At 39.0% G+C, this 21414-nt stretch carries 23 protein-coding genes; 8 read left to right on the top strand and 15 right to left on the bottom strand.

Features of this window, described 5'->3' with window-relative positions; genetic code table 11:
• Nucleotides 1-14 precede the first annotated feature (14 nt).
• The 9 genes from tolB to ACS125_RS18040 all read right to left on the bottom strand — a co-directional run bounded on the left by tolB (nucleotide 15) and on the right by ACS125_RS18040 (nucleotide 9228).
• A complete protein-coding gene (gene tolB, locus ACS125_RS18080; protein WP_016137340.1) occupies nucleotides 15-1295 on the bottom strand; it encodes a Tol-Pal system beta propeller repeat protein TolB in 1281 nt (426 codons plus the stop codon).
• Between the two features lie 93 nt (nucleotides 1296-1388).
• Nucleotides 1389-2846: a cell envelope integrity protein TolA gene (gene tolA / locus ACS125_RS18075; protein ID WP_443273707.1), complete on the bottom strand. Its 1458-nt coding sequence runs from the start codon at nucleotides 2844-2846 to the stop codon at nucleotides 1389-1391.
• Nucleotides 2847-2849: 3 nt separating this feature from the next.
• On the bottom strand, nucleotides 2850-3302 hold the full coding sequence (gene tolR, locus ACS125_RS18070) for a protein TolR (RefSeq protein ID WP_004790658.1): 453 nt from the start codon (nucleotides 3300-3302) through the stop codon (nucleotides 2850-2852).
• A complete protein-coding gene (gene tolQ, locus ACS125_RS18065; protein WP_004790660.1) occupies nucleotides 3302-4000 on the bottom strand; it encodes a protein TolQ in 699 nt (232 codons plus the stop codon). Before tolQ ends, tolR begins: the two co-directional genes overlap by 1 nt.
• A 23-nt stretch (nucleotides 4001-4023) precedes the next feature.
• Complete coding sequence (gene ybgC / locus ACS125_RS18060; RefSeq protein ID WP_004699892.1) at nucleotides 4024-4431, bottom strand: tol-pal system-associated acyl-CoA thioesterase; 408 nt, start codon at nucleotides 4429-4431, stop codon at nucleotides 4024-4026.
• 213 nt (nucleotides 4432-4644) lie between these two features.
• On the bottom strand, nucleotides 4645-5979 hold the full coding sequence (locus ACS125_RS18055) for a M20 family metallopeptidase (protein ID WP_174727942.1): 1335 nt from the start codon (nucleotides 5977-5979) through the stop codon (nucleotides 4645-4647).
• Between the two features lie 203 nt (nucleotides 5980-6182).
• On the bottom strand, nucleotides 6183-7187 hold the full coding sequence (gene ruvB, locus ACS125_RS18050) for a Holliday junction branch migration DNA helicase RuvB (protein ID WP_004790665.1): 1005 nt from the start codon (nucleotides 7185-7187) through the stop codon (nucleotides 6183-6185).
• Between the two features lie 7 nt (nucleotides 7188-7194).
• On the bottom strand, nucleotides 7195-7794 hold the full coding sequence (gene ruvA / locus ACS125_RS18045; RefSeq protein ID WP_005307546.1) for a Holliday junction branch migration protein RuvA: 600 nt from the start codon (nucleotides 7792-7794) through the stop codon (nucleotides 7195-7197).
• A 93-nt stretch (nucleotides 7795-7887) separates the two neighbouring features.
• Nucleotides 7888-9228 carry a deoxyguanosinetriphosphate triphosphohydrolase gene (locus ACS125_RS18040; protein ID WP_004790671.1) on the bottom strand — a complete coding sequence of 447 codons (1341 nt, stop codon included), beginning with the start codon at nucleotides 9226-9228 and terminating at the stop codon, nucleotides 7888-7890.
• Nucleotides 9229-9537: 309 nt separating this feature from the next.
• Here ACS125_RS18040 and purL point away from each other — a divergent pair, with 309 nt between their 5' ends.
• The 4 genes from purL (at nucleotide 9538) to ACS125_RS18020 (ending at nucleotide 15375) form a co-directional block, all read left to right on the top strand.
• Nucleotides 9538-13371 (top strand): phosphoribosylformylglycinamidine synthase, encoded by a 3834-nt coding sequence (gene purL / locus ACS125_RS18035; protein WP_174730640.1) that lies wholly within the window; start codon nucleotides 9538-9540, stop codon nucleotides 13369-13371.
• A gap of 82 nt (nucleotides 13372-13453) precedes the next feature.
• Nucleotides 13454-14659, top strand: coding sequence for a multidrug effflux MFS transporter (locus ACS125_RS18030; protein WP_443273702.1), 1206 nt, complete (start codon nucleotides 13454-13456; stop codon nucleotides 14657-14659).
• A gap of 200 nt (nucleotides 14660-14859) precedes the next feature.
• The gene (locus ACS125_RS18025; protein WP_004790678.1) at nucleotides 14860-14985 is read left to right on the top strand and encodes a KGW motif small protein; all 126 of its coding nucleotides are present in this window, start codon (nucleotides 14860-14862) and stop codon (nucleotides 14983-14985) included.
• Nucleotides 14986-15054: 69 nt separating this feature from the next.
• The gene (locus ACS125_RS18020) at nucleotides 15055-15375 is read left to right on the top strand and encodes a hypothetical protein (protein WP_004790680.1); all 321 of its coding nucleotides are present in this window, start codon (nucleotides 15055-15057) and stop codon (nucleotides 15373-15375) included.
• On the opposite strand, the gene ACS125_RS18015 is transcribed toward ACS125_RS18020, so the two are convergent.
• The gene (locus ACS125_RS18015) at nucleotides 15368-16168 is read right to left on the bottom strand and encodes an enoyl-CoA hydratase-related protein (RefSeq protein WP_437118394.1); all 801 of its coding nucleotides are present in this window, start codon (nucleotides 16166-16168) and stop codon (nucleotides 15368-15370) included. The genes ACS125_RS18020 and ACS125_RS18015 overlap by 8 nt on opposite strands.
• A 109-nt stretch (nucleotides 16169-16277) precedes the next feature.
• On the opposite strand from ACS125_RS18015, the gene ACS125_RS18010 reads away from it, so the two are divergent.
• Entirely contained in the window at nucleotides 16278-16844 is a 567-nt protein-coding gene (locus ACS125_RS18010; protein ID WP_151964186.1) for a nicotinate-nicotinamide nucleotide adenylyltransferase, read from the top strand.
• Here ACS125_RS18010 and ACS125_RS18005 read toward each other — a convergent pair.
• Nucleotides 16836-17762, bottom strand: coding sequence for a LysR family transcriptional regulator (locus ACS125_RS18005; RefSeq protein WP_174730645.1), 927 nt, complete (start codon nucleotides 17760-17762; stop codon nucleotides 16836-16838). The genes ACS125_RS18010 and ACS125_RS18005 overlap by 9 nt on opposite strands.
• A gap of 97 nt (nucleotides 17763-17859) precedes the next feature.
• On the opposite strand from ACS125_RS18005, the gene gstA reads away from it, so the two are divergent.
• The 3 genes from gstA to ACS125_RS17990 are packed head-to-tail and all read left to right on the top strand — an operon-like array spanning nucleotide 17860 to nucleotide 19096.
• Nucleotides 17860-18462 carry a glutathione transferase GstA gene (gene gstA / locus ACS125_RS18000; protein ID WP_443273699.1) on the top strand — a complete coding sequence of 201 codons (603 nt, stop codon included), beginning with the start codon at nucleotides 17860-17862 and terminating at the stop codon, nucleotides 18460-18462.
• Nucleotides 18463-18501: 39 nt separating this feature from the next.
• Entirely contained in the window at nucleotides 18502-18714 is a 213-nt protein-coding gene (locus ACS125_RS17995) for a tautomerase family protein (protein WP_004790691.1), read from the top strand.
• Nucleotide 18715: 1 nt separating this feature from the next.
• Nucleotides 18716-19096, top strand: coding sequence for a nuclear transport factor 2 family protein (locus tag ACS125_RS17990; RefSeq protein WP_107882916.1), 381 nt, complete (start codon nucleotides 18716-18718; stop codon nucleotides 19094-19096).
• A gap of 4 nt (nucleotides 19097-19100) precedes the next feature.
• Here ACS125_RS17990 and ACS125_RS17985 read toward each other — a convergent pair whose 3' ends face one another.
• The 4 genes from ACS125_RS17985 to ACS125_RS17970 all read right to left on the bottom strand — a co-directional run bounded on the left by ACS125_RS17985 (nucleotide 19101) and on the right by ACS125_RS17970 (nucleotide 21331).
• Entirely contained in the window at nucleotides 19101-19463 is a 363-nt protein-coding gene (locus ACS125_RS17985; RefSeq protein WP_443273696.1) for a glyoxalase superfamily protein, read from the bottom strand.
• 11 nt (nucleotides 19464-19474) lie between these two features.
• On the bottom strand, nucleotides 19475-20047 hold the full coding sequence (locus ACS125_RS17980) for a CAP domain-containing protein (protein ID WP_443273694.1): 573 nt from the start codon (nucleotides 20045-20047) through the stop codon (nucleotides 19475-19477).
• Between the two features lie 116 nt (nucleotides 20048-20163).
• Nucleotides 20164-20625 carry a peroxiredoxin gene (locus ACS125_RS17975; protein ID WP_443273692.1) on the bottom strand — a complete coding sequence of 154 codons (462 nt, stop codon included), beginning with the start codon at nucleotides 20623-20625 and terminating at the stop codon, nucleotides 20164-20166.
• Nucleotides 20626-20644: 19 nt separating this feature from the next.
• Nucleotides 20645-21331: a diphthine--ammonia ligase gene (locus ACS125_RS17970; RefSeq protein ID WP_443273690.1), complete on the bottom strand. Its 687-nt coding sequence runs from the start codon at nucleotides 21329-21331 to the stop codon at nucleotides 20645-20647.
• Nucleotides 21332-21414: the final 83 nt, after the last annotated feature.

Here is a 21414-nt window from a genome sequence, read left to right as displayed (position 1 = left end):
AATGGAATTAAAAGTTATTTTGGTGCCCAAGCTGGTTCACGTACTTCACCTTGTTCACTTGGTAAATTCATACGGAAACGTCCATCAGTAGACATGATAGATAACAAGCCACGGTTACCTTCACGAGTCGCGTAGACCACCATTTGCCCATTCGGTGAGAAACTTGGTGATTCGTCTAAACTGGTTGGAGTAAGAATATTGGTGATGCCGGTATTAATGTCTTGAATTGCAACTTTATAACTGCTGCCACTTGGGCGATGAACAAGAGCAATCTTTTTGCCATCTGCACTCAAAGTTCCGCGTGCATTAAATGAACCTTTAAACGTTAGACGTTTTACTGAACCATCAGCAAAGGTATAACGATAGATTTGGGCTGAACCACCACGGTCAGAAGTGAAAATAAACGATTTTCCATCTGGTGTATAACGTGCTTCTGTATCAATTGCCGAGTCGTTTGTCATACGTTTAACTTGGCGAGTTGATAAATCCATTTGATAGATTTCTGGATTGCCATTCATTGATGCTGTAAATAGCATTGATTGGCCATCAGGTGAAAAACTCGGTGCGCCATTTAGGCCTTTAAAGCTAGTGAGTACTTCACGTGTTCCAGTAGATAAATCTTGTAGATAAATTGCTGGACGTTTGGTTTCAAAAGAAACATAAGCAATTTTCTTGGCATCTGGTGTCCATGCTGGAGAAAGAATTGGGTCACGAGATGACAAAACAGTTTTTGGCTGTTCGCCATCGGTATCTGCAATTTGTAGAGTATAACGCTCTGCAGGGGTGGCAGGATTTCTGAGTACATATGCAATACGGCCACTAAAATCACCTGGAATACCAGTAAGTGCCTGATAAATAGCATCACTCACCATATGGCCAGCTTGACGTATGCGTGAAGCGGGTACATTTAAAAGTTCATTTAAAATGTATTGCTGCTTTTGTACATCATAAAGTTGGTAATGAACTTCAAAACCTGTAGCTGTTTGTTTAATTTGTCCAGTAACTACATATGGAATTCCGGCAGCTTGCCAGTCAGAAGCTTGAATCTGATTGATTGCAGCATTGGCAGGCAAATTTTTAGATGAGCTTGTAAAGCGTCCAGAACGGTTTAAGTCAGTTTCAACAATAGGAGAAAGCCCATTGTCATTGTTAAACGGGACAATAGCAATTTTTGGTGCCTGATCTGGTGCTTTGGCAATTTCCAGATATAACTGGGCAAAAGCAGTTGTAGAAGCAATAGGGCTTAAGGCGGTGATCAATGCTAAAGATAGCAGGTGTTTGCGGCTCGTATTCATAAGTTTAAAGTCATAGCAGGTATTTTTGTGACTGTTGATTTTGTAGCATAGTTACATGCCTTAAACTATTTAAAGCATGTAACTCTTTCAAAATTATTGCGCTCTAAATGTAGAGTTAACACTTCTTGCTTCGCGTCTTGCATCAGGGTCTGATGGCATAGGATATGGTGCTGCGGCTTGAATTGCAGCCTTAATACTTGCATCTAAAGCATCATCGCCACTTGAACGTGTGATCACAATAGAATTAACGCTACCTGAGTCTGAAAGGGTAAAACGAACACCAACTGTTTTACCGCTATTGCCAGTCGGAACATCCCAAGAGCGTCGAATTTTTTGCTCAAAATCACGTCTAGCAGAAGAAGCAATTTTTTTAGCTTCGGCTTTCTTCTGAGCTGCTTCTTCTTGTGCTTTTTGAGCAGATGCAGCTTTTGCTTCGGCCTCAGCTTCAGCTTTACGTTTAGCATCATCAGCAGCTTTTTGCTGCTTAGCTTTAGCGTCTGCTTCAGCTTTACGTTTAGCGTCGTCAGCTTTTTGCTGCTTAGCTTTAGCATCTGCTTCAGCTTTACGTTTAGCGTCGTCATTGGCTTTTTGCTGCTTAGCTTTAGCATCTGCTTCAGCTTTACGTTTAGCATCATCAGCTTTTTGCTGTTTAGCTTTAGCGTCTGCTTCAGCTTTACGTTTAGCATCGTCATTGGCTTTTTGCTGCTTAGCTTTCGCATCGGCCTCAGCTTTACGTTTAGCGTCTTCAGTTGCTTTTTGCTGCTTAGCTCTAGCATCTGCTTCAGCTTTACGTTTAGCGTCTTCAGTTGCTTTTTGCTGCTTAGCTCTAGCATCTGCTTCAGCTTTACGTTTAGCATCTTCAGCAGCTTTTTGTTGCTTAGCTTTAGCATCAGCTTCGGCTTTTCGCTTAGCTTCTTGTTGTGCTTGAAGTTTAGCGTTTTCAGCCTTTTGAGCTTCACGTTTTAATTTTGCATCGGCCTCAGCTTTACGTTTAGCGTCTTCAGCAGCTTTTTGACTGGCCTTAGCTTCAGCATCAGCTTTTGCACTTTGTTCAGCCTTACGTTTTTGTTCGGCTTCTATTTTTGCTTTAGCCTCAGCTTGGCGTTTAGCTTCAGCCTGCTGTTTTTGAGTTTCCTCTATGCGTTGCTGTTCTGCTGCTTGTTTCGCTTTCGCAGCTTCTTCAGCTTTACGCTTTTGCTCAGCTAACTTGGCTTGCTGGGCCTGTTCGGCCTTTTGCTTTTGAGCAGCAAGTTGTTGAGCTGTTGGAGGAGGAGGTGCAACTGGAAGATTTTGAGGTAGCGTTTCATCCACAATAGGGGCTAATACCTCTTTTGCTTCATTGGTAGCTGTAGTCTCTTGTTCAACTTCTTTGGCTAAAGGAGGAGGTAAATCTTCTGGCTTAACTAAAATAGTTGTTAGCTTTTTTGGCTGTTCAGGTGGTTTACTCAAGCCTAAAAAAAGCAAGCCAACAATGGCAATTGCATGAACTCCTAGTGTAAAGCTCAATGCAATCGCATTTTGTTTAAAGTGTGGCTTTTGATTTTTATTCATAGCTTATTTTAAAGGCTCTGTCAGAAGGCCAACTTGAGTTAAACCTGCTTCTTGTAAACTTGCCATCAATGATACGACTTCTCCATAAGGACGAGACTTATCACCATTGACTAAAACTGTGAGTTGTTTATTTTCTTGTTCAGCTTGTTTTTGAGCACCGCTTAAAACTTCTTCAAGTTTTTCACGAGACAATGGTTCACTATCTTTGTAATCTTCGTACTGAAGATAAATATTGCCATCTTTACCAATGGTTACCATGGCTGGCATATCTTTTGATTCGATAGGATGGTTATTTGCTTGAGGTAAATCAACCTTGATACCACTGGTAATCATGGGAGCAGTTACCATAAAAATAACCAAAAGTACGAGCATAACGTCAATATAAGGTACGACGTTCATATCACTTTTTAGTGGTTTTTTTATGCGCTCAAAGCGCCCTGAACGCTGAATTGCCATTATGCATCTTCCTGTGATGAACCCACAGACTGACGTTGCAATAAGGCAATCATCTCTTCAGCAAATAAGGCACGATCAGAGTAAACACTTTCACTTTTGGAAGTGAAGTGGTTAAAAGCCAATACAGCAGGAATTGCAGCAAATAAACCAATTGCGGTTGCAATAAGTGCTTCGGCAATACCCGGTGCAACAGTTGCCAAAGTGACTTGATCAACAGCAGCTAAACCGATAAACGCATTCATAATCCCCCAAACGGTACCGAATAGACCGATGTAAGGAGCTACAGAGCCAATACTTGCTAAAGTACCTAAGCCGTATTCTAGATGGCTCTGATCACGACTCAAACCTACACGTAAAATACGTTCAGTCCCTTCAATCGTTTGTGAAACAGGGGCCTGACGTTTTTTAAGTTTAAAAAACTCACTCAACCCTTGATAAAAAATATCTTCAAGACCTGAGCGTTTTGAGTTGAGCTGAGCATTGTTGTAAAGCGTATTGAGTTCAGCACCCGACCAGAACATTTTCTGGAAATGTTCATCTTCTTGATGGGCTTTTTTATAACTCATATGTAACTTGGCAATCAGATACCAACTAAAGATTGATGCTAATAATAAAATTAGCATGACCAACTGAACGACTGGACTTGCCTGTAAAATAAGGTCAGAAATATGCAGGGTTGATTCAATGTTTGTTGCCATAGTTACATATGCCGGTTGTTTTTTTAGTCTTGTTCCAATTCTTTACGAATAAGATCACGTATTTCTTCTGGAAGACGACGAGCTACAAGTTCTTTGCTTAAACATGCCAACTCAACCTCGCCAGAAGCAAGCAAGATTTCACCACGATAAATATTTTGTTGCAACACAAATGACGCAGCTTTACATGAAACTACACGTGCTGTAACAGTAATTAAATCATCCATTAAAATAGGACGCATGTATTTTACGTCAATTTTGTGTACGACAAAGTTGTAGTCTTTTTGATGCCAGTAATGATCAACGCCAGAAGCACGGAGCCATTCAGTACGGGTACGTTCCATATAGCGAATGTGGTTGGCATGGTAAACAATACCGCCTGCGTCCGTATCTTCAATATAAACACGAATGTTGAATTCAAAATGATTCGCCATGAGAGGATTCCGTTTTAGTTCACTATAGAGCTTTGCATTTAAAATATGACTGCTGAATAAAACATTAGTTCCATTCAAAAGCCATACATCTGCTTTTAAATACGGGGCAGTTTAGCAGATTGCATACTAAGTCCTATGGCACAACCTTTCAATTGCGATTGCTGAATTTCTAATCTAAAAACGCTACATCTTATGGCTAGCAAGCTTTTTAAGTTAAGAGGGCTTCCATGAAGTTTGGACTTGTTTTGATATATTCGGATAATCTAATACGAACCTTACATGTAGCTCAGTTCCAGTTTTTAAGGTCTTGTCATCTACAATAAAATAGGGATTATGATTCGGTGCAGCCTGATTTAAGTCTTGATTTTCTGGTGTCGCCCCTAAGAAGACAAAGAATGAGGGCATTAACTTGCCATAATAGGCAAAATCTTCACTAGCGCTTGCATTGTGATCAAGCACATGCAGTTTTGAATCTCCTGCAACTTTGGCTAATGTTGGCTGAATAAGTTGAGTAAGGGTTTTATCATTCATGGTTACTGGTGCATAAGGTGCAATTTCAACTTTAGCAGTTACATCATTGGCTTGAGCATTGTGCTCTATCATGACTGGTAAACTTTTTAAGATGTTATTTCTTATTTCTTCGTTATTAGAGCGAATGGTACCAATCATATTGACCTGTTCGGGAATCACATTTCCTGCTGTACCACCTTGAATATTGCCAATACTGACCACGCCCATACCTTGGGTTAGATCTGTTCTTCGGCTAATAAGACTTTGCAAATTATTAATCATTTGTGCCGATGCATAAATTGGATCTCTGCCTAACCATGGTGTCGAACCATGAACCTGCTTGCCGTTGACCTGAATACGTAAGTGGTCTGCACTATTTAAAATGGCACCATCTTTATAATAAAGATGACCACTTTTCATACCCGCAATCACATGCATTCCAAAAATAGCTTCTGGTTTGTAGTCTTTAAAAGCACCATCAGCGATCATTTTTCGTGAACCGATTTGATCACCCTGAGTGAAGTTATCTATATCTGCACCACCTTCTTCAGCAGGTTGGAAAACAAAAATAACTGTGCCCGAGATTTTATCTTTATTCGCAGCTAAAATTTTTGCTGCGCCTAATAACATTGCTGTGTGTGCATCATGTCCACATGCATGCATCACATAGGTTTCCTTACCTTGATAAATTGCTTTTTGTTTACTGGCAAAGGGAACACCACTCTTTTCTTCCATAGGTAAAGCATCCATATCTGCTCTAAGTGCAATCGTGGGGCCAGGTTTATTACCTTTTAAGATGCCAATTACACCTGTTTTCGCATAGCCTGTTTTGACTTGAATGCCATAAGACTTTAATTCTTTTTGAACAAGGGCGGAGGTTTTAAATTCCATATTGCCGAGTTCAGGGTGTTGATGAATGTTTTGTCTTAGCTGAATGACTTGATTTTCATTTTGTTGGGTAGCATCGCTGACCCAATCTGCTAGGCTTAGCTGAGTCATGAAGGCAAGTGGAAAAAATAAAGCGGCTTTCTTATACATGTCCTTATCCTAAAAATATTATTGTTCATAAGATTTAATATCTAGATTTCTTATAATTCAGTTTTTGAAAATATTAAAAAATCAATAAGGTATAAAGAAAGACTTAAAAGGTATCGAGTAACTAATCTATTGATAAGAAAATAATTATTTGAGTTGGAAGAATAGAAGAATTAAAAAAGGAAGAGAAAATTCTCTTCCTTCAATTAGTTTTTAGGCTCTGGTGGTGTCATTCCAAACTGTAAATAAGATTGGTTCGTTGCAATGCGGCCTCGCGCAGTACGCATCACATAACCTTGTTGAATTAAATAAGGTTCAATCACATCTTCAAGTGTACCGCTATCTTCAGCCATTGCTGCTGCAAGTGCTTCGACTCCAGCAGGGCCGCCATCAAAACGCTCTAACAGCATGCTCAAATAACGGCGGTCTAAGGTGTCTAAGCCAGCTTTATCAACATTGAGCATATCAAGCGCACGTTGTGCCATTTCATGAGTCACTTCGCCTGTACCTTTCACTTGAGCATAGTCACGAACTCGACGTAATAAACGATTGGCAATACGAGGTGTTCCGCGTGCACGGCGTGCAACTTCTTCTGCACCCTCAACTGTAATGGGTACATTCATCAAGTTTGCAGAGCGTGACACAATATGAGTGAGGTCTTCTACAGAGTAAAACTCAAGACGTTGCACAATCCCAAAACGGTCACGTAGAGGAGAGGTGAGCAAGCCCGCACGTGTTGTAGCCGCGACAAGTGTAAAAGGGGGTAAATCGAGTTTAATTGAACGAGCAGCAGGGCCTTCACCAATCATAATATCTAATTGGTAGTCTTCCATCGCTGGATAAAGAATTTCTTCAATCACTGGTGAAAGGCGGTGAATTTCATCAATGAACAAGACGTCGCCTTCTTCGAGGTTGGTCAGCATTGCAGCTAAGTCGCCGGCACGTTCCAAAACTGGTCCCGAAGTAGATTTCAGATTACCGCCCATTTCACGCGCAATAATGTTGGCAAGGGTGGTTTTACCTAAGCCCGGTGGACCAAAAATCAGCGTGTGGTCAAGTGCTTCACCACGACCGCGAGCTGCGCCAATGAAAATTTCCATTTGCTCGCGGACTACAGGCTGTCCGATGTAGTCGGCAAGAGAAGTTGGTCGAATCGCCCGATCAAAATGATCTTCAGGTTTTTCCGCTCCACTGATTAGACGGTCTTGCATAAGTGTTTTACTTCATCATTGATTTAAGAGCAGCACGAATAATATCGGCTGATTCTGTGTAATCGGCTTTAACCGCAGCAACAGCTTTTTGTGCTTCAAGTGGCTTATAACCTAAAGATTGCAAAGCGGCTTCTGCTTCTGCCACAGGCGAGTTTGCAGCGAACTGAATTTGAGGCAGGCTAGCTGAAGTAGAAGTGCCTTGGGCTAATGTTTTGAAACGGTCACGAAGCTCAATCATTAAACGTTCAGCTGTTTTTTTGCCAACACCCGGAACTTTGACCAGCGTATTAATATCATCATGTTCAATGGTGTGAACCAATAGCTCAACGCTTAGTGTCGATAGAATACCCAATGCCATTTTCGGACCAACACCATTTACTTTCAATAAGGTGCGGAAAATTGTTTTTTCTTGAGCATCACTAAAACCGTAGAGTTGCTGTGCATCTTCACGGACAACTAAATGCGTCCATAACGTAACTTTTTGGCCTTTTTGTAATTGGCAAAATGTTGAAAGTGGCGTATCGATTTCATATCCCACACCATTTACATTCAGTAAGACAGTAGGGGCTTCTAGGGCAAACACTTCGCCAATTAAACATCCGATCATAGAGTAATTTCACTTATTCATAACTGTAAATCTGATCGTTTTAACATTTATTGAAAACGATACAGGTTTTATTTCTTTCTATATTAAGCCAGCTTAAAACAAGCCAATTTTATTACCTTGTAGCTCTTGAGCCAAGCTATAAGCCTGATGATCTGAGAACTTACTGATAATATCGAGCACTTGCATAATATTACTGTAGTGATTATTGCTAAAGTTAGCACCATACAGATTAAGGATAGACATTAAACGTTGTTCTTTAAAGCTCAAAGATTTATGTGGCGTGGTCAGAGGCACAAATGCATCCAAAATTGTTTGCAAACTTTGATGCGCAATAATTTCTAATCCCGATTTTTGTGGGTGTTCAAAAATTTTGTCGCGTGCCAGATTCTTGGCTGTTTCGATACCAATTGCAATATCGGGTGAACAATATTGTAAAAGGTTACCTTTAAGCTGGCCTGTAATGATTTCATAATGATGTTTAGCAAAGGCTGTAGTGACTTCATCTACAAGCCGTTTCATGACACGACCACGTAATGCCGAAATCTTTTGTTGCCATGTACTATTTGGATGTGACAATTCTTCAGGCTGACCATAGTCGGCAATAAGGTTTAAGAAAATTGGTTCAACTTCTTGGTAACTCAACATATTTAAGATAATGCCATCTTCTAAGTCAATTAAGGCATAACAAATGTCATCCGCAGCTTCTAACAAATAGGTGAGTGGGTGACGGCAATAATGATATTCGCCTAACTGAATAAGGCCAAGCTGTTCGGCAATCTGTTTTAAAATTTCTTTTTCAGATTGATAACAACCAAACTTTGCTCGTTGATGAGAAGGGCGATCACCTTGCGACGCAATGGTTTTTGAAAGCCATGGATACTTTAAATAAGCGCCTAAGGTTGCATAGGTTAAACGCATACCTCCATCATTTGGATGATAGTCAATGCGACTTAATAAACGTAATCCTTGAGCATTACCTTCAAACTGGCGAACATCGGCTTCTTCTTCGGGACTTAGCTTTTTTAAAAAATCATCATGTGATGCATCATCGAACCACTCACGGATTGCATATTCACCTGCATGTCCGAAAGGTGGATTGCCAATGTCATGGGCAAGACAAGCTGCTTGAATAATTGCGCCGACATCGGCAGGGGAAATCCAGACAGGTAATTCATTTTTTATTTTTTCTGCAGCAAGCATACCCATTGAGCGGCCAATACAGGAAACCTCAAGAGAGTGAGTTAAACGGGTATGGATACCGTCATGCTGTGCTAAAGGGTGAACTTGCGTCTTACGGTTTAGCTGACGAAAACTTTGAGAAAATATAATGCGGTCATAATCTTTATGGAATGGGCTACGAGCCAGTTCTGTACTGCTTTTTTTACTACCTAAACGAACTGCAGAAAGCAGCTCTAACCAACGCATTTGTTCCATTTATCATTATTCAAAACTGTAAAACCTGATCATGCCAAAAAAAAGTTAAAAGCACTAGCTTGGTGCGACATAGTTTGTCTTAGTTCAGGTTTTATTATGTTATTGAATAAACATGAAACAATTTATTTTTAGCTAGAATGCCTAAAAAAATGATTTTGAACAAAAAACTACTCACTTCTTGCAGAATTAGGTTACAGAATACTGATTCTACATCTAGCTGATTTTAGCAAGAAGCAGTAGAATATGCGCTCTCTCTAAAGTCACATTGCGGTAAGGTTCACAAGACCTGCCCGTGGAGCCAAAATCAACATGTTTATCGTGGCCGGTGCAGCAGCACATTCTTCTTTTAAGAAAGCTCAACTATTAACACGTTTATCGTCAATTAGTTCTGTTCAATCTTTTGACAGCCAATGGGTCTATTTGTTTGATCAAGCGCTCAACGAGCAGCAACATCAATCTGCTTTGCAATTATTGAATGACGGTGAGTCTTTTGAACTTCGTCAATCTGCAAGTGATGAGATTCAGATTTTAGTTACACCACGTGTGGGTACTATTTCACCTTGGTCTTCTAAAGCAACTGATATTTTCAAAAACTGTAATACACCAGTACACCGTTTAGAACGTGGTCTTTTATTCACATTAAAAGGTGTTACTGAAATTACGAATGAAGTTAAACAAGTACTTCATGACCGTATGACAGAAACAGTTTTTGCTCAAATTGATGATGCAAAAGCATTATTTTCAGAAACAGCTCCAAAACCATTAAATTCAATTGATATTTTGGGTCAAGGCAAAGAAGCTTTGGTTAAAGCTAATAATGAGTTTGGTTTTGCGTTATCTGAACAAGAAATTGATTACTTAACTGAAGCATTCATTAAGCTTGGTCGTAATCCAAATGACATCGAGTTGATGATGTTTGCACAGGCAAACTCTGAGCACTGTCGTCATAAAATCTTTGGATCTGAATGGACAATTGATGGTGAAAAACAACCATTATCATTGTTCCAGATGATTAAAAACACTTATAAAGAATCTCCAACGGATGTGTTATCTGCTTATAAAGATAATGCTTCAGTAATTGTGGGTTATGACACGATGCGTTTTTATCCGAAAGCGGATGAAAATGGTCACTTTGTTTATAAATATAAGAGCCAAGCTGCTCATATTTTAATGAAGGTTGAAACTCATAACCACCCAACAGCAATTTCTCCATTTGCTGGTGCTGCAACAGGTTCAGGCGGTGAAATCCGTGATGAAGGTGCAACTGGTCGTGGTGGTAAACCAAAAGCTGGTTTAACAGGTTTCACAGTTTCGAACTTAAATATTCCTGGTTTTGAACAACCTTGGGAAGAAAACTACGGTAAACCTTCACGTATGGCTTCGCCATTACAAATCATGATTGAAGGTCCATTAGGCGGCGCGGCATTTAACAATGAATTCGGTCGTCCTGCGTTAAATGGTTATTTCCGTACTTTCGAACAGAATGTAAATGGTGAAGTGAAAGGCTTCCACAAGCCAATCATGATTGCTGGTGGTTACGGTAATATCCGTCCTGACCATGTAGAAAAAGATGCGATTCAACCAGGTGATTTACTCATTGTGTTGGGTGGTCCTGCAATGTTAATCGGTCTTGGTGGTGGTGCAGCATCTTCTGTAGATAGCGGTACAATGGGTGAAAGCCTTGATTTCGCTTCTGTACAACGTGAAAACCCAGAAATGGAGCGTCGTTGTCAAGAAGTAATCGATACTTGCTGGCGTTTAGAAGACTTCAACCCAATCGTTTCTGTACACGACGTTGGCGCGGGCGGTCTATCAAATGCTATGCCTGAACTTGTGAACGATCATGAGTTAGGTGCAGTTCTTAACCTTCGTAAGATTCCTTCATTAGAGCCGGGCATGAGCCCAATGGAAATCTGGTCAAATGAAGCACAAGAGCGTTATGTTCTTGCTATTCGTCCAGAATCTTTAGAGCAGTTCGAAGCAATCTGTGCACGTGAACGTTGTCCGTTTGCTGTGTTAGGTGAAGCAACTGAAGCACGTCACTTAACAGTTGAAGATCCATTGTTCCAAAATGATGCTGTTGATATGCCAATGCAGGTGATGCTTGGCGGTACGCCACGCATGCAGCGTTCTTATGAAACTATTGAACGTAGTGGCGATGATTTTGACGCTTCAAAAGTTGATTTGAAAGATGCGATTTTCCGTGTATTGAAAAACCCTACAGTTGCGTCTAAATCATTCTTGATCACAATTGGTGACCGTTCAATTACAGGTATGGTTGCACGTGATCAAATGGTTGGTCGTTGGCAGGTTCCTGTTGCGGATGCAGCAGTAACGACAACAAGTTTGCAAGGTTTCACTGGTGAAGCAATGGCAATGGGTGAACGTCCACCAGTTGCATTGTTAAATCCAGCAGCATCTGCTCGTTTGGCAGTTGCTGAAGCAATTACCAATATTGCATGTGCAAACATTGAACAAATTAGCGATATCAAACTTTCTGCAAACTGGATGGCTGCTGCTGGTCAAAAAGGTGAAGATCAAGCATTGTTTGAAGGCGTGAAAGCAATTGGTATGGAAATGTGTCCTGCTTTAGGAATTGCGATTCCTGTAGGTAAAGACTCGCTTTCAATGCGCACGACTTGGAATGACAACGGTGAAGATAAAGCCGTAACATCTCCAATGACGGGTGTAATTACTGCATTCGCTCCAGTAACTGATGTTCGTAAAACCTTAACACCTGAACTTAAAAATTTAGAAGATTCAGTACTTGTACGTATTGATTTATCTAAAGGTCAGTTCCGTTTAGGTGGTTCGATTCTTGCTCAAGTATATAAAGCAATCGGTTCAATCACTCCAGACGTTGATAGTTTTGATGATTTCAAAGCGTTCTTCGCTTTAATCCAAGACTGGAACAATCGTGGCCTAATTCAGGCTTACCATGACATCGGTGATGGTGGTTTGTTAGCTTCTGTAGCTGAAATGATGTTTGCTGCACGTTTAGGTGTTGCGTTAGAAAACCAGACTACTGCGGGCTTATTTGCAGAAGAAATTGGTGCAGTACTTCAAGTCAAAGCAACTGATTGGAACGCTTTACAGGCAGAAATCGCAGCTTCTAGCTTAAAAGATGCAATTGCTGTAGTTGGTCGTGTAAATAACTCAGATCAATTATCTGTAAATGGTTTAACCTTAGATCGTGCTGAATTACAACAAGCTTGGTCTGAGGTATCTCATCAGATCCAACGTTTACGTGATAACGTAGAAACTGCTGATCAGGAATTTTCATTAATTACTGACAATGCACACCAAGGTTTAATTGCTAAACCAACATTCGATTTGAATGAACCTATTGAAGCACCGTTCATTAATACACGTCGTCCTAATATGGCAATCTTGCGTGAGCAAGGTGTAAATGGTCATATTGAAATGGCCGCAGCTTTTGACAAAGTTGGCTTTAATACGATTGATGTACACATGAGCGATTTACTTGCTGGTCGTGTAAGCCTAAGTGATTTCGAAGGTTTAGTGACTTGTGGTGGTTTCTCTTACGGCGACGTAATGGGCGCAGGTGGTGGTTGGGCAAAATCAGTATTGTTCAATGCTAAATTACGTGATCAGTTTGAACAGTTCTTCCATCGTGAAGAAACATTCAGCTTAGGTATCTGTAATGGTTGCCAAATGTTGTCACAATTAGCACCACTTATTCCGGGTGCTGAGCACTGGCCACGTTTCCACCGCAATATGTCAGAAGTTTTTGAAGCTCGTAGCGTAAACGTTCGTGTTGAAAAATCTGTTTCTGTATTGCTTGATGGTATGGAAGGTTCAATCTTACCGATTGCTGTTGCACATGGTGAAGGTCGTGCTGTTGCAAGTGAAGCTAACATTGCAAGCTTGAACGCAGCTAACCAAGTTGCATTGCGTTATGTTGATAGCCACGGTAACCCGACTCAACATTACCCATTGAACCCGAATGGCTCACCTGAAGCGATTACTGGTGTTACTTCTAAAGATGGTCGTGCAACGATTATGATGCCGCACCCTGAGCGTACTTTCCGTGCAATTCAGCACTCTTGGAGTCCAGAAGAGTGGACTGAAGATGGTGCATGGTTACGTATGTTCCGTAATGCACGTAAGTTTATTGGTTAATATAAAAAGTGAAATAAGCCACCGTAAGGTGGCTTATTTGTATGTAGTACAATGTAAATAGAATAAATAGTAGAGAAGAAAAATGAAATCAAAAATCCATTTCCGTGAATTCGCATTGCTCATGGCATTGCTCATGTCGATTGTTTCTTTTTCGATAGATGCAGTTTTGCCTGCTTTAGGCGAGATTGGACGTATTTTTGAATTAAAAAATAATAATCAGTCACAGTGGGTCATCATTGGTATCTTTTCTGGCATGACCATTGGGCAGCTCATTGCGGGGCCTCTATCCGATGCGATTGGGCGTAAACGCATTTTATTCACAGGAATTATTATTTATTTCCTGGGAAGTTTATTGTGCTTTACAACACAAAGTTTTGAGTGGTTTTTAGTTGGGCGCTTTATTCAAGGTATTGGTGTTTCAGGGCCTTATGTTGCTACTATTTCAATTGTTAGAGATAAATACAGTGGAGCTCAAATGGCTCGTATCATGTCTTTAATCATGATGGTATTTATGGTGGCTCCAGCAGTTGCACCGAGTTTAGGGCAACTCATAATCCATTTCTTTGGTTGGCGTGAGATCTTTGTTTTATATATGGTTTATGCCACAGTGATTGGAGCATGGGTTGCTTTAAGATTAGAAGAAACCTTAGTGCCTGAAAATCGTTTACCTATGCGGTTGCAAGCATTTCAAGAGGGCTTTAAAGAAGTTGTAAGTAATAAAACCACCATGAGCTATTTGCTATGTGCAGGTTTTTGCTTTGGTGGATTCATTGGTTATTTGGGAACTTCTCAACAAATCTTTATGCAGCAGTTTGGTAAAACAGGACAAGAATTTAGCGCTTATTTTGCTGTACTTGCTGGTGTGATGGGAATTGCCTCATTTACAAACTCTAAAATTGTTATGAAGTTTGGTATGCGTCCAATCTGTATTTATGGCTTTTTAGGCTTGTGCTTAATTTCTTTAATTTTCTTAGGAATTCAGTTTTTAGGCGTGGCTGTATCATTCTGGATGTTTATGCTTTATGCCTGCATTTTATTTTTATTATTCGGAACTCTATTTGGTAATTTAAACGCGATTGCGATGGAACCAATGGGGCATGTTGCTGGAATGGCGTCGGCTATTATTGGTGCAGCTTCTTCTGTCTTGTCCCTTATTCTTGCCTCTATTATTGGGCAATTATATAACGGTACATTAATTCCAATGACCTGTGGTTTTGTCATTTTGTGTGGTTTAGCTTTCGCTATGACAATATATGAAAATAGATATTTAAAGAAATCGGATGCTTAAAATTATATGGATGAAGATAAATTATTGAATTTTCAAATTTCTTCAAACTAATAGCTACATATGGAGTGTTGAAGCTCTTGAAGCATTTTAAAAAAACGTATAAAAGTATAAGCAGCTTACTATTTAACCACTTATGCTTTATTTGAGGTTGGTTCAATTTTTGCTTTCTCTGTAACAACGATAAAAAATCGGAGATCAAAATGATGAAAAATGGAAATCACATAAAAACGTTTTATAAAAAAGATATGGGCTGGCGTTTATTTGGCTTAGCGCTTGCAATTCAAATCCTCTTTATTGGAGCAAATTATTTAGTAATGATGAGCTGACTTTGATTTTGAGGCTTTTTTAAGGGTATGATTTAAAGCAAGTTCGCTAGTTTTTGAGTCATTTTGCCCATGTTAAAGCTGATTTATTACGTACCTGAGTCACATCTTGAGTCGACTAAACAAGCCATTTTCTCTGCTGGTGCAGGTGGTATTGGTAATTATGAACACTGCGCATGGCAAGTGAAAGGAATAGGGCAGTTTAAGCCAGTTAAAGGCGCCGATCCTTACATCGGAGAGCTAGGTGAACTTGAACAAGTTGATGAGTGGCGTGTAGAAACAATTGTAATTGAAGAAAACGCCAAGACCGTAGCGAAAGCATTAAAGGCAAGCCATCCTTATGAAGAGCCTGCCTTTGAGTTTATTCAAATCATAGAAATTGATTTTAATTAAACTGAGAGAAATCTGGTTTACGTTTTTGCATAAATGCTTGTACTGCTTCTAGCATTTCAGGTGAGTGAACGCGCTGCATAAAGATTTCAGCTTCATGATCAATACATTCAATAATTTGCTCTAAATTATGCTTCATAAGCGCTTTTGTTTGCTTTAATGATGCAAGGGGCAAAGCTGCTAAATGCTGAGCTGTTGTCTGAGCAGATGCGTAAGAATCTTCAACTACTTCATTAACTAAGCCAGCTTGTACTGCGGTTTCAGCATTGAATTTTTTTGCAGTAAGCAGAAGCTCAGCTGCTTTGTGATAACCCGCTTGTTGAATGAGTAACTGACTTGCACCACCTTCTGGAGAAAGGCCAAGACTTACAAATGGAATTTGGAATAGGGCAGTGTTGTCAGCAAAAACTAAATCTGCGTGTAATAAAATCGTAACGCCAATTCCAATTGCCACACCTTTTACTGCAATAAGAAGTGGTTTTGATAATTTGGCAGCCGCTTTAAGTAGAACGAATGGTGGAACTTCTCCAGCTGGCCCCATGTTTGGATTTTGTACAAAACCCATAAAATCTTTCATGTCATTGCCAGCGGTAAAATCTTGCTCGACACCACGTAGAATAACTACTCGAACATCTTTATTAAGGTCGGCTTCATTCAATGCTTTGGCAATCCATAAATAAAGTTCGCCATAGAGTGCATTTTTTGCATCTGGGCGATTTATGGCTAAGGTGAGTACGCCACCTTCTAAATTTGCGTTTAAATGTTGATGAGGTTGTTGAATACAGCTAAGTGTCATCGTACTATCCTTGCTTTAAACCACGTTGTTAATTTTTAGGTTCTCATTATGGCGCATATTTTTTGTAATGAGCGTTACTGATGAGTTCATAAAAAGTGAAAATCTAATTATGTATAAATTTGACTATCTCGTTTTTATAGGGCGTTTTCAACCATTTCATTTGGCTCATATGCAGACAATTGAAATTGCCTTACAACAAAGCCATTATGTGGTTTTGGCATTAGGCTCTGCTCAAATGGAACGTAATATTAAAAATCCGTTCTTAGCAATAGAGCGTGAGCAAATGATCTTGTCAAATTTTTCTCTAGAAGAACAAAAGCGCATTCTTTTTGTACATGTAGTGGATGTTTATAACGACGAAAAGTGGGTAAAACAAGTCAAAACTTTAGTGAATGGCGTGATTGAACCGAACTCAAAAGTTGGTTTAATTGGGCATTTTAAGGATGAGTCTTCATATTATTTAAGATTATTTCCAGAGTGGATCATGGTTGAGCTGGATAGCTTAAAAGATTCAATTTCGGCAACGCCAATGCGTGAAGCTTATTATCGTGGTGAAATCCAAACGGAATTTTTTCCTGTAGGAACGATTAAATTTTTAGATGAATTTAAAGAGACTGAAGTTTATGCTGAACTACAACGCAAATATCTTATAGATGATAAAACCAATCTAAATTAATTCAGTTTGTGGTTTTAACTCTTTGATCAGAAACTCGATAAAAACACGAATATGAAAAGATTCGTGTTTTTTGAGTGGGTAGAGTAGAGAAAACGGACGTGAAGTTCCTGAAAATTTTGTAAGAATCTCAATCAACTCCCCATTTTGTAGCTCTTTTTCTACTATAAAACGGTAGGTTTGTAATAATCCTGCACTATGTTTTGCTAGGGTGATGGTACCTAGAATATCGTCTAAACAGCGGATTTTACCTGTACTTTGATATTCAATAATTTGATGGTTTGAATTGAATAGCCACGGTACATTTTTCCCTGTACTGGGTAGCACAAATTGAATGCATTGATGATGCTGTAAATCTTCAATGCTTTGCGGTGTGCCGAAATGTTTTAAGTATTGCGGTGAGGCCACCATAACTAGCTCAGCTTGTTCGAGCTGACGTGCAATCAAATTCGAATCAGCAAATTGTCGTCCACGAATCGCTAAGTCATATCCTTCTGCAATAAAGTCCACATTTTTGTTGGTGAGTTGAACATCCACTTCGATGGTTGGATATTGCTGCGAGAATTTTGCTAATAATGGCAATATTCGATAATGCCCATAAGGTGTTGGTACGCTAATTCGAATCAAACCTGAAGGTTGTTGTTTTTGGTTTTTAAGTTGTTGCTCAGCTTCTAGAATTTGATTTAACGCTTGTTTGCATTCTTCAAAATACATTTTTCCTTGTGGTGTTAAACGTACTTGTCGAGTTGTTCTCACAAAAAGTGGTGTGGCTAAATGCTTTTCTAATCGGGCGATTGAACGGCTTACAGCTGCTGGACTAACACCTGCATGAAGTGCTGCTTTGGAAAAGCTTTCGTTTTCTGCGACTAAGCAAAATAGCTCTACGCTACTAAACATCATTCTTTTTAGTTGTTGAGCCATTTATTACACCATGTAAAAAATGATTTAAGTTCTGGGCTATTTAAGCACATATAAGTAAATAATAAGATGATTTTCATATCTTGTATGGAGTTATTTTATGAAACTATATTATTCACCCAATGCTTGTTCTTTAGCACCACATATTGTTTTAAGAGAGCTGGGACTTGCATTTGAATTAATCAAAGTCGATTTGGACCAACATTTAACTGAATTTAATGAAGACTTTTATCAATTTAATCAAAAAGGACAAGTCCCTTTATTACAACTTGATGATGGTTCATTGTTAACAGAAGGTGCAGTAATTAGCCAGTTTCTTGTTGATCAATCTTTACGAAAAGATTTATTAGCTGAAATAAATACCGCTGGGCGTTACGAGGTTCTCTCATGGATGAACTTTATTGCTTCTGAAATTCATAAAGCGTATTCACCATTTTTTAATGAATCTTACAGTGAAAAAAGTAAAAACGTATATAGCAGAACCCTCAATAAGCACTATGCATGGGTCGATCAACAATTAAATGGGCAAAATTACTTAACAGGAACCAACTTTACGATTGCTGATATTTATCTTTTTGTTGTCACACGCTGGGCTGATTTTATTGGCCTTGATTTAGCACACTTTAGCCATTTAGCCAGTTTTATGAACAGAATTTCTGAGCGCCAAACAGTTCAAGACGCAATTGCAGCCGAAGCAGCCTAATACTTTTGTTATTAAATAAAATTATAAAAGGAGGTCTATATGCCTTATATTTTAATTCAAATTACCAAAGAAAATGTCTCAATACAGCAAAAACAGCAATTAATTCAAGAAGCAACAGAGCTTGTGGTTCGTGTACTTGATAAAGATCCTGCAACTACATTTGTAGTCATTGATGAAGTTGAAACTGATAACTGGGGTGTTGCAGGTGAAACTGTTTCTGCGATACGAAAAAGACAAAGTTTGAGTACTTAAAATGCAAAATAATCCTATTACTGAGATTCAGAAACAACTACAGCAATATTTCGATGGTTTGTATTTTTGTGATGTGCAACTTCTAAATAATGTTTTTCATCCTGATGCTATATATATCAATGTAACCGAGCAACCTGTACTACGACTTAGCATGGCTGAATATTTTCCAATTGTTGCGAGTCGGATTTCTCCAGCTTCAAAGCAACAAACACGACAGGATAAAATCAGTTCAATCAATTTGATTCATGAACGGTTGGCGCTAGTCCATGTTGAATGCGTTATCCACCCTAAATATTTTTATGATGCACTTACATTTGTGTTTGAAGATGATCAATGGAGAATTATATCGAAAGTATTCCATTATCAAATTTTAGCGGACTGAATGATTAAGCATCTGCCCAAAAGATAATTCGGTTGGAAAAAGGATCGGTGATGCTGAGTTCGAGTGTTTCCCAATCTGTTTTTTCAACTTGAGGTTTACAAAATTTATAATCTTTTTGACTTAGTTCACTGTGCAGTTCATAAATATGTTCCCAATAAATACGAATTGCACTATGTGGACTTGCATCTCCAAAATGCTCAGATAGATGAATAACACAATTATCTTTAGAAATTTGTAAATATAACGGGAAGTTATCTTCAAATTGATGTTGCCAATCAAGCTGAAAACCTAAGAAATCAAGATAAAATGATTGAGCTAAATCAACATCAAAAATTCTTAAAATTGGAGTGATTGAACCAGATTGCATCATTTTTCCTTTTAACGTGTACCAAATTGTTGAGTCCAATAACTCTTTTGCTTTATAGACTGATCAGAAGCACACGCGATTGCGTAAGTTGTGAATTTTGGATTCATTAGATTACTACAATGCAAGGGACTTGTTAGCCATTTAGACATAACTTGCCCTAAAGTTTTTTGGCCACTAGCGACATTTTCACCATTGGCTCTACCAAGGGTATTGTAAATCTTCAAACGTGATTTTAAGTCCAGACCGGTTGAGCCAACATGCCCGAGAAAGTTGTGTGCAGCCATATCTTCACTATGAGAAAGTGCACCTTTATATAAATTATTACTCCAGCTCAAAGGTTTGGTTGCTGGGAAATACTGCTGACCACATTGGCGTGATTGCTGTCGGATCTGATTAATTGTGTTTAGTACAGCTTGTTGATAGGCTGGGTTTTGCAAATCTTGGCAGCTTATTTCATTGGGATTTTTTTGAATTTGAGCAATTGATGTGGGCGTGTCAGTGGATATTGCTAATGTATTTGCACTACATGCACCGATAAAAAGAGTAGCAGGCAGCAAAGAGCAAGTTTTGAGTAGTAGACTCATATCATTGCCTTAAAATAATTATTCTAATATTTTTATGATACGCCAAAGTCAAAGTATTGGGTAATGCTTTGCAAAAAAAAGCGAGTGTAAAATTCGCTTTTTTTTTGTTAATTTTATTAAGCTGTTTGAAGGGCTTTTAAGTCTTCTAGAACTTGTTCCGCATGCCCAGCAGCTTTAACTTTACGGTAGCTTTTAACTAAAGTTTTGTTATGGAAAATGAAAGTAGAGCGTTCAATACCCATTACTTTTTTGCCATACATATTTTTTTCTTTAATCACATCGAAGTGCTTACACAGTACTTCTTCTTTATCACTAATCAGATCAATAGTCAGTGCCTGTTTTTCAGTAAAGTTTTGGTGGGCTTTTACTGAGTCGCGCGAAACACCGTAAATACGAGCACCTAAAGCTTCAAACTGATCTTTTAGACAAGAAAAACCAACTGCTTGTGTTGTACATCCTGAAGTTGAATCTTTAGGGTAGAAGTAAATGATTAACCATTCGTTTTCGACCTCAGTCAAGTTAACTTCACCTTGTGTTGTTGGGAATATCTGATTTGGTAATTGGATATTGTCAGTCATTTCTCATCCTTCAAAAAAGCTAAATTTGATCTAATTCAAGTGGTAAAAAAGCATATTCTTCATGATAAACAATATCGAGCTTTCTTACAGGAATTGGTTTGTTAAAAATTGGGCCATCAATTACCGTCGTATGAAATTCACCGCCTTCACCACATGGATCAATACCACGGTTTTCAAGTTCTTTTATATATTCTAAGGTTAAAGTTTTTCCTAAATCTTGAATTGTCATTCCTAGTTTTAAGTTCACTGTTACAAGCACACTATGGAAACCAAGATTGATGAATTCTTCAACAACTTCACGATGTGGGCGAAGCCAAAGAGGCATTCCTAATTTGAGTCCTACCTGTTGAGTTATTCGATCATGCCAACATCCATGTTCAGGCATATCCAGATCGCCTGTAACAAGTACCTCAGCACCTTGTTGTTTTGCCTGAGTGAGCAATTCAATAAATTTAGCTTCATAGTCATTCCAGCTTGATGAAGCCATGAATACTGGTAAGCCGATTGCTTTAGCTTGTGCTTGAATAATATCAAGTGGCATAGCATGTGAACGAGAGCGCTGACCTTGTTCTTCCAGCATGACAATGAGCCCACTCACTGTGCCAGTTTTCATGGCATGGTAGAGTGCAAGGGAGCTGTCTTTACCACCACTGAATGAAACAATAGAGGTCTTATTTATTGCGTTGGTTTTCCATTGTTCTTGCATGGTTTATTTCGGATAAATTGTTCAAGTTCGATAAGATCATTTTAACAGAGCTACAAAAAAGCCTGCATAAATGCAGGCTTAAT

The organism is Acinetobacter sp. PFS20 (assembly GCF_052261015.1).
Classification (GTDB): Bacteria; Pseudomonadota; Gammaproteobacteria; order Pseudomonadales; family Moraxellaceae; genus Acinetobacter.
The sequence above is the reverse complement of the archived record's forward strand: the minus strand, read 5'-3'. Positions and strand labels throughout refer to the sequence as shown.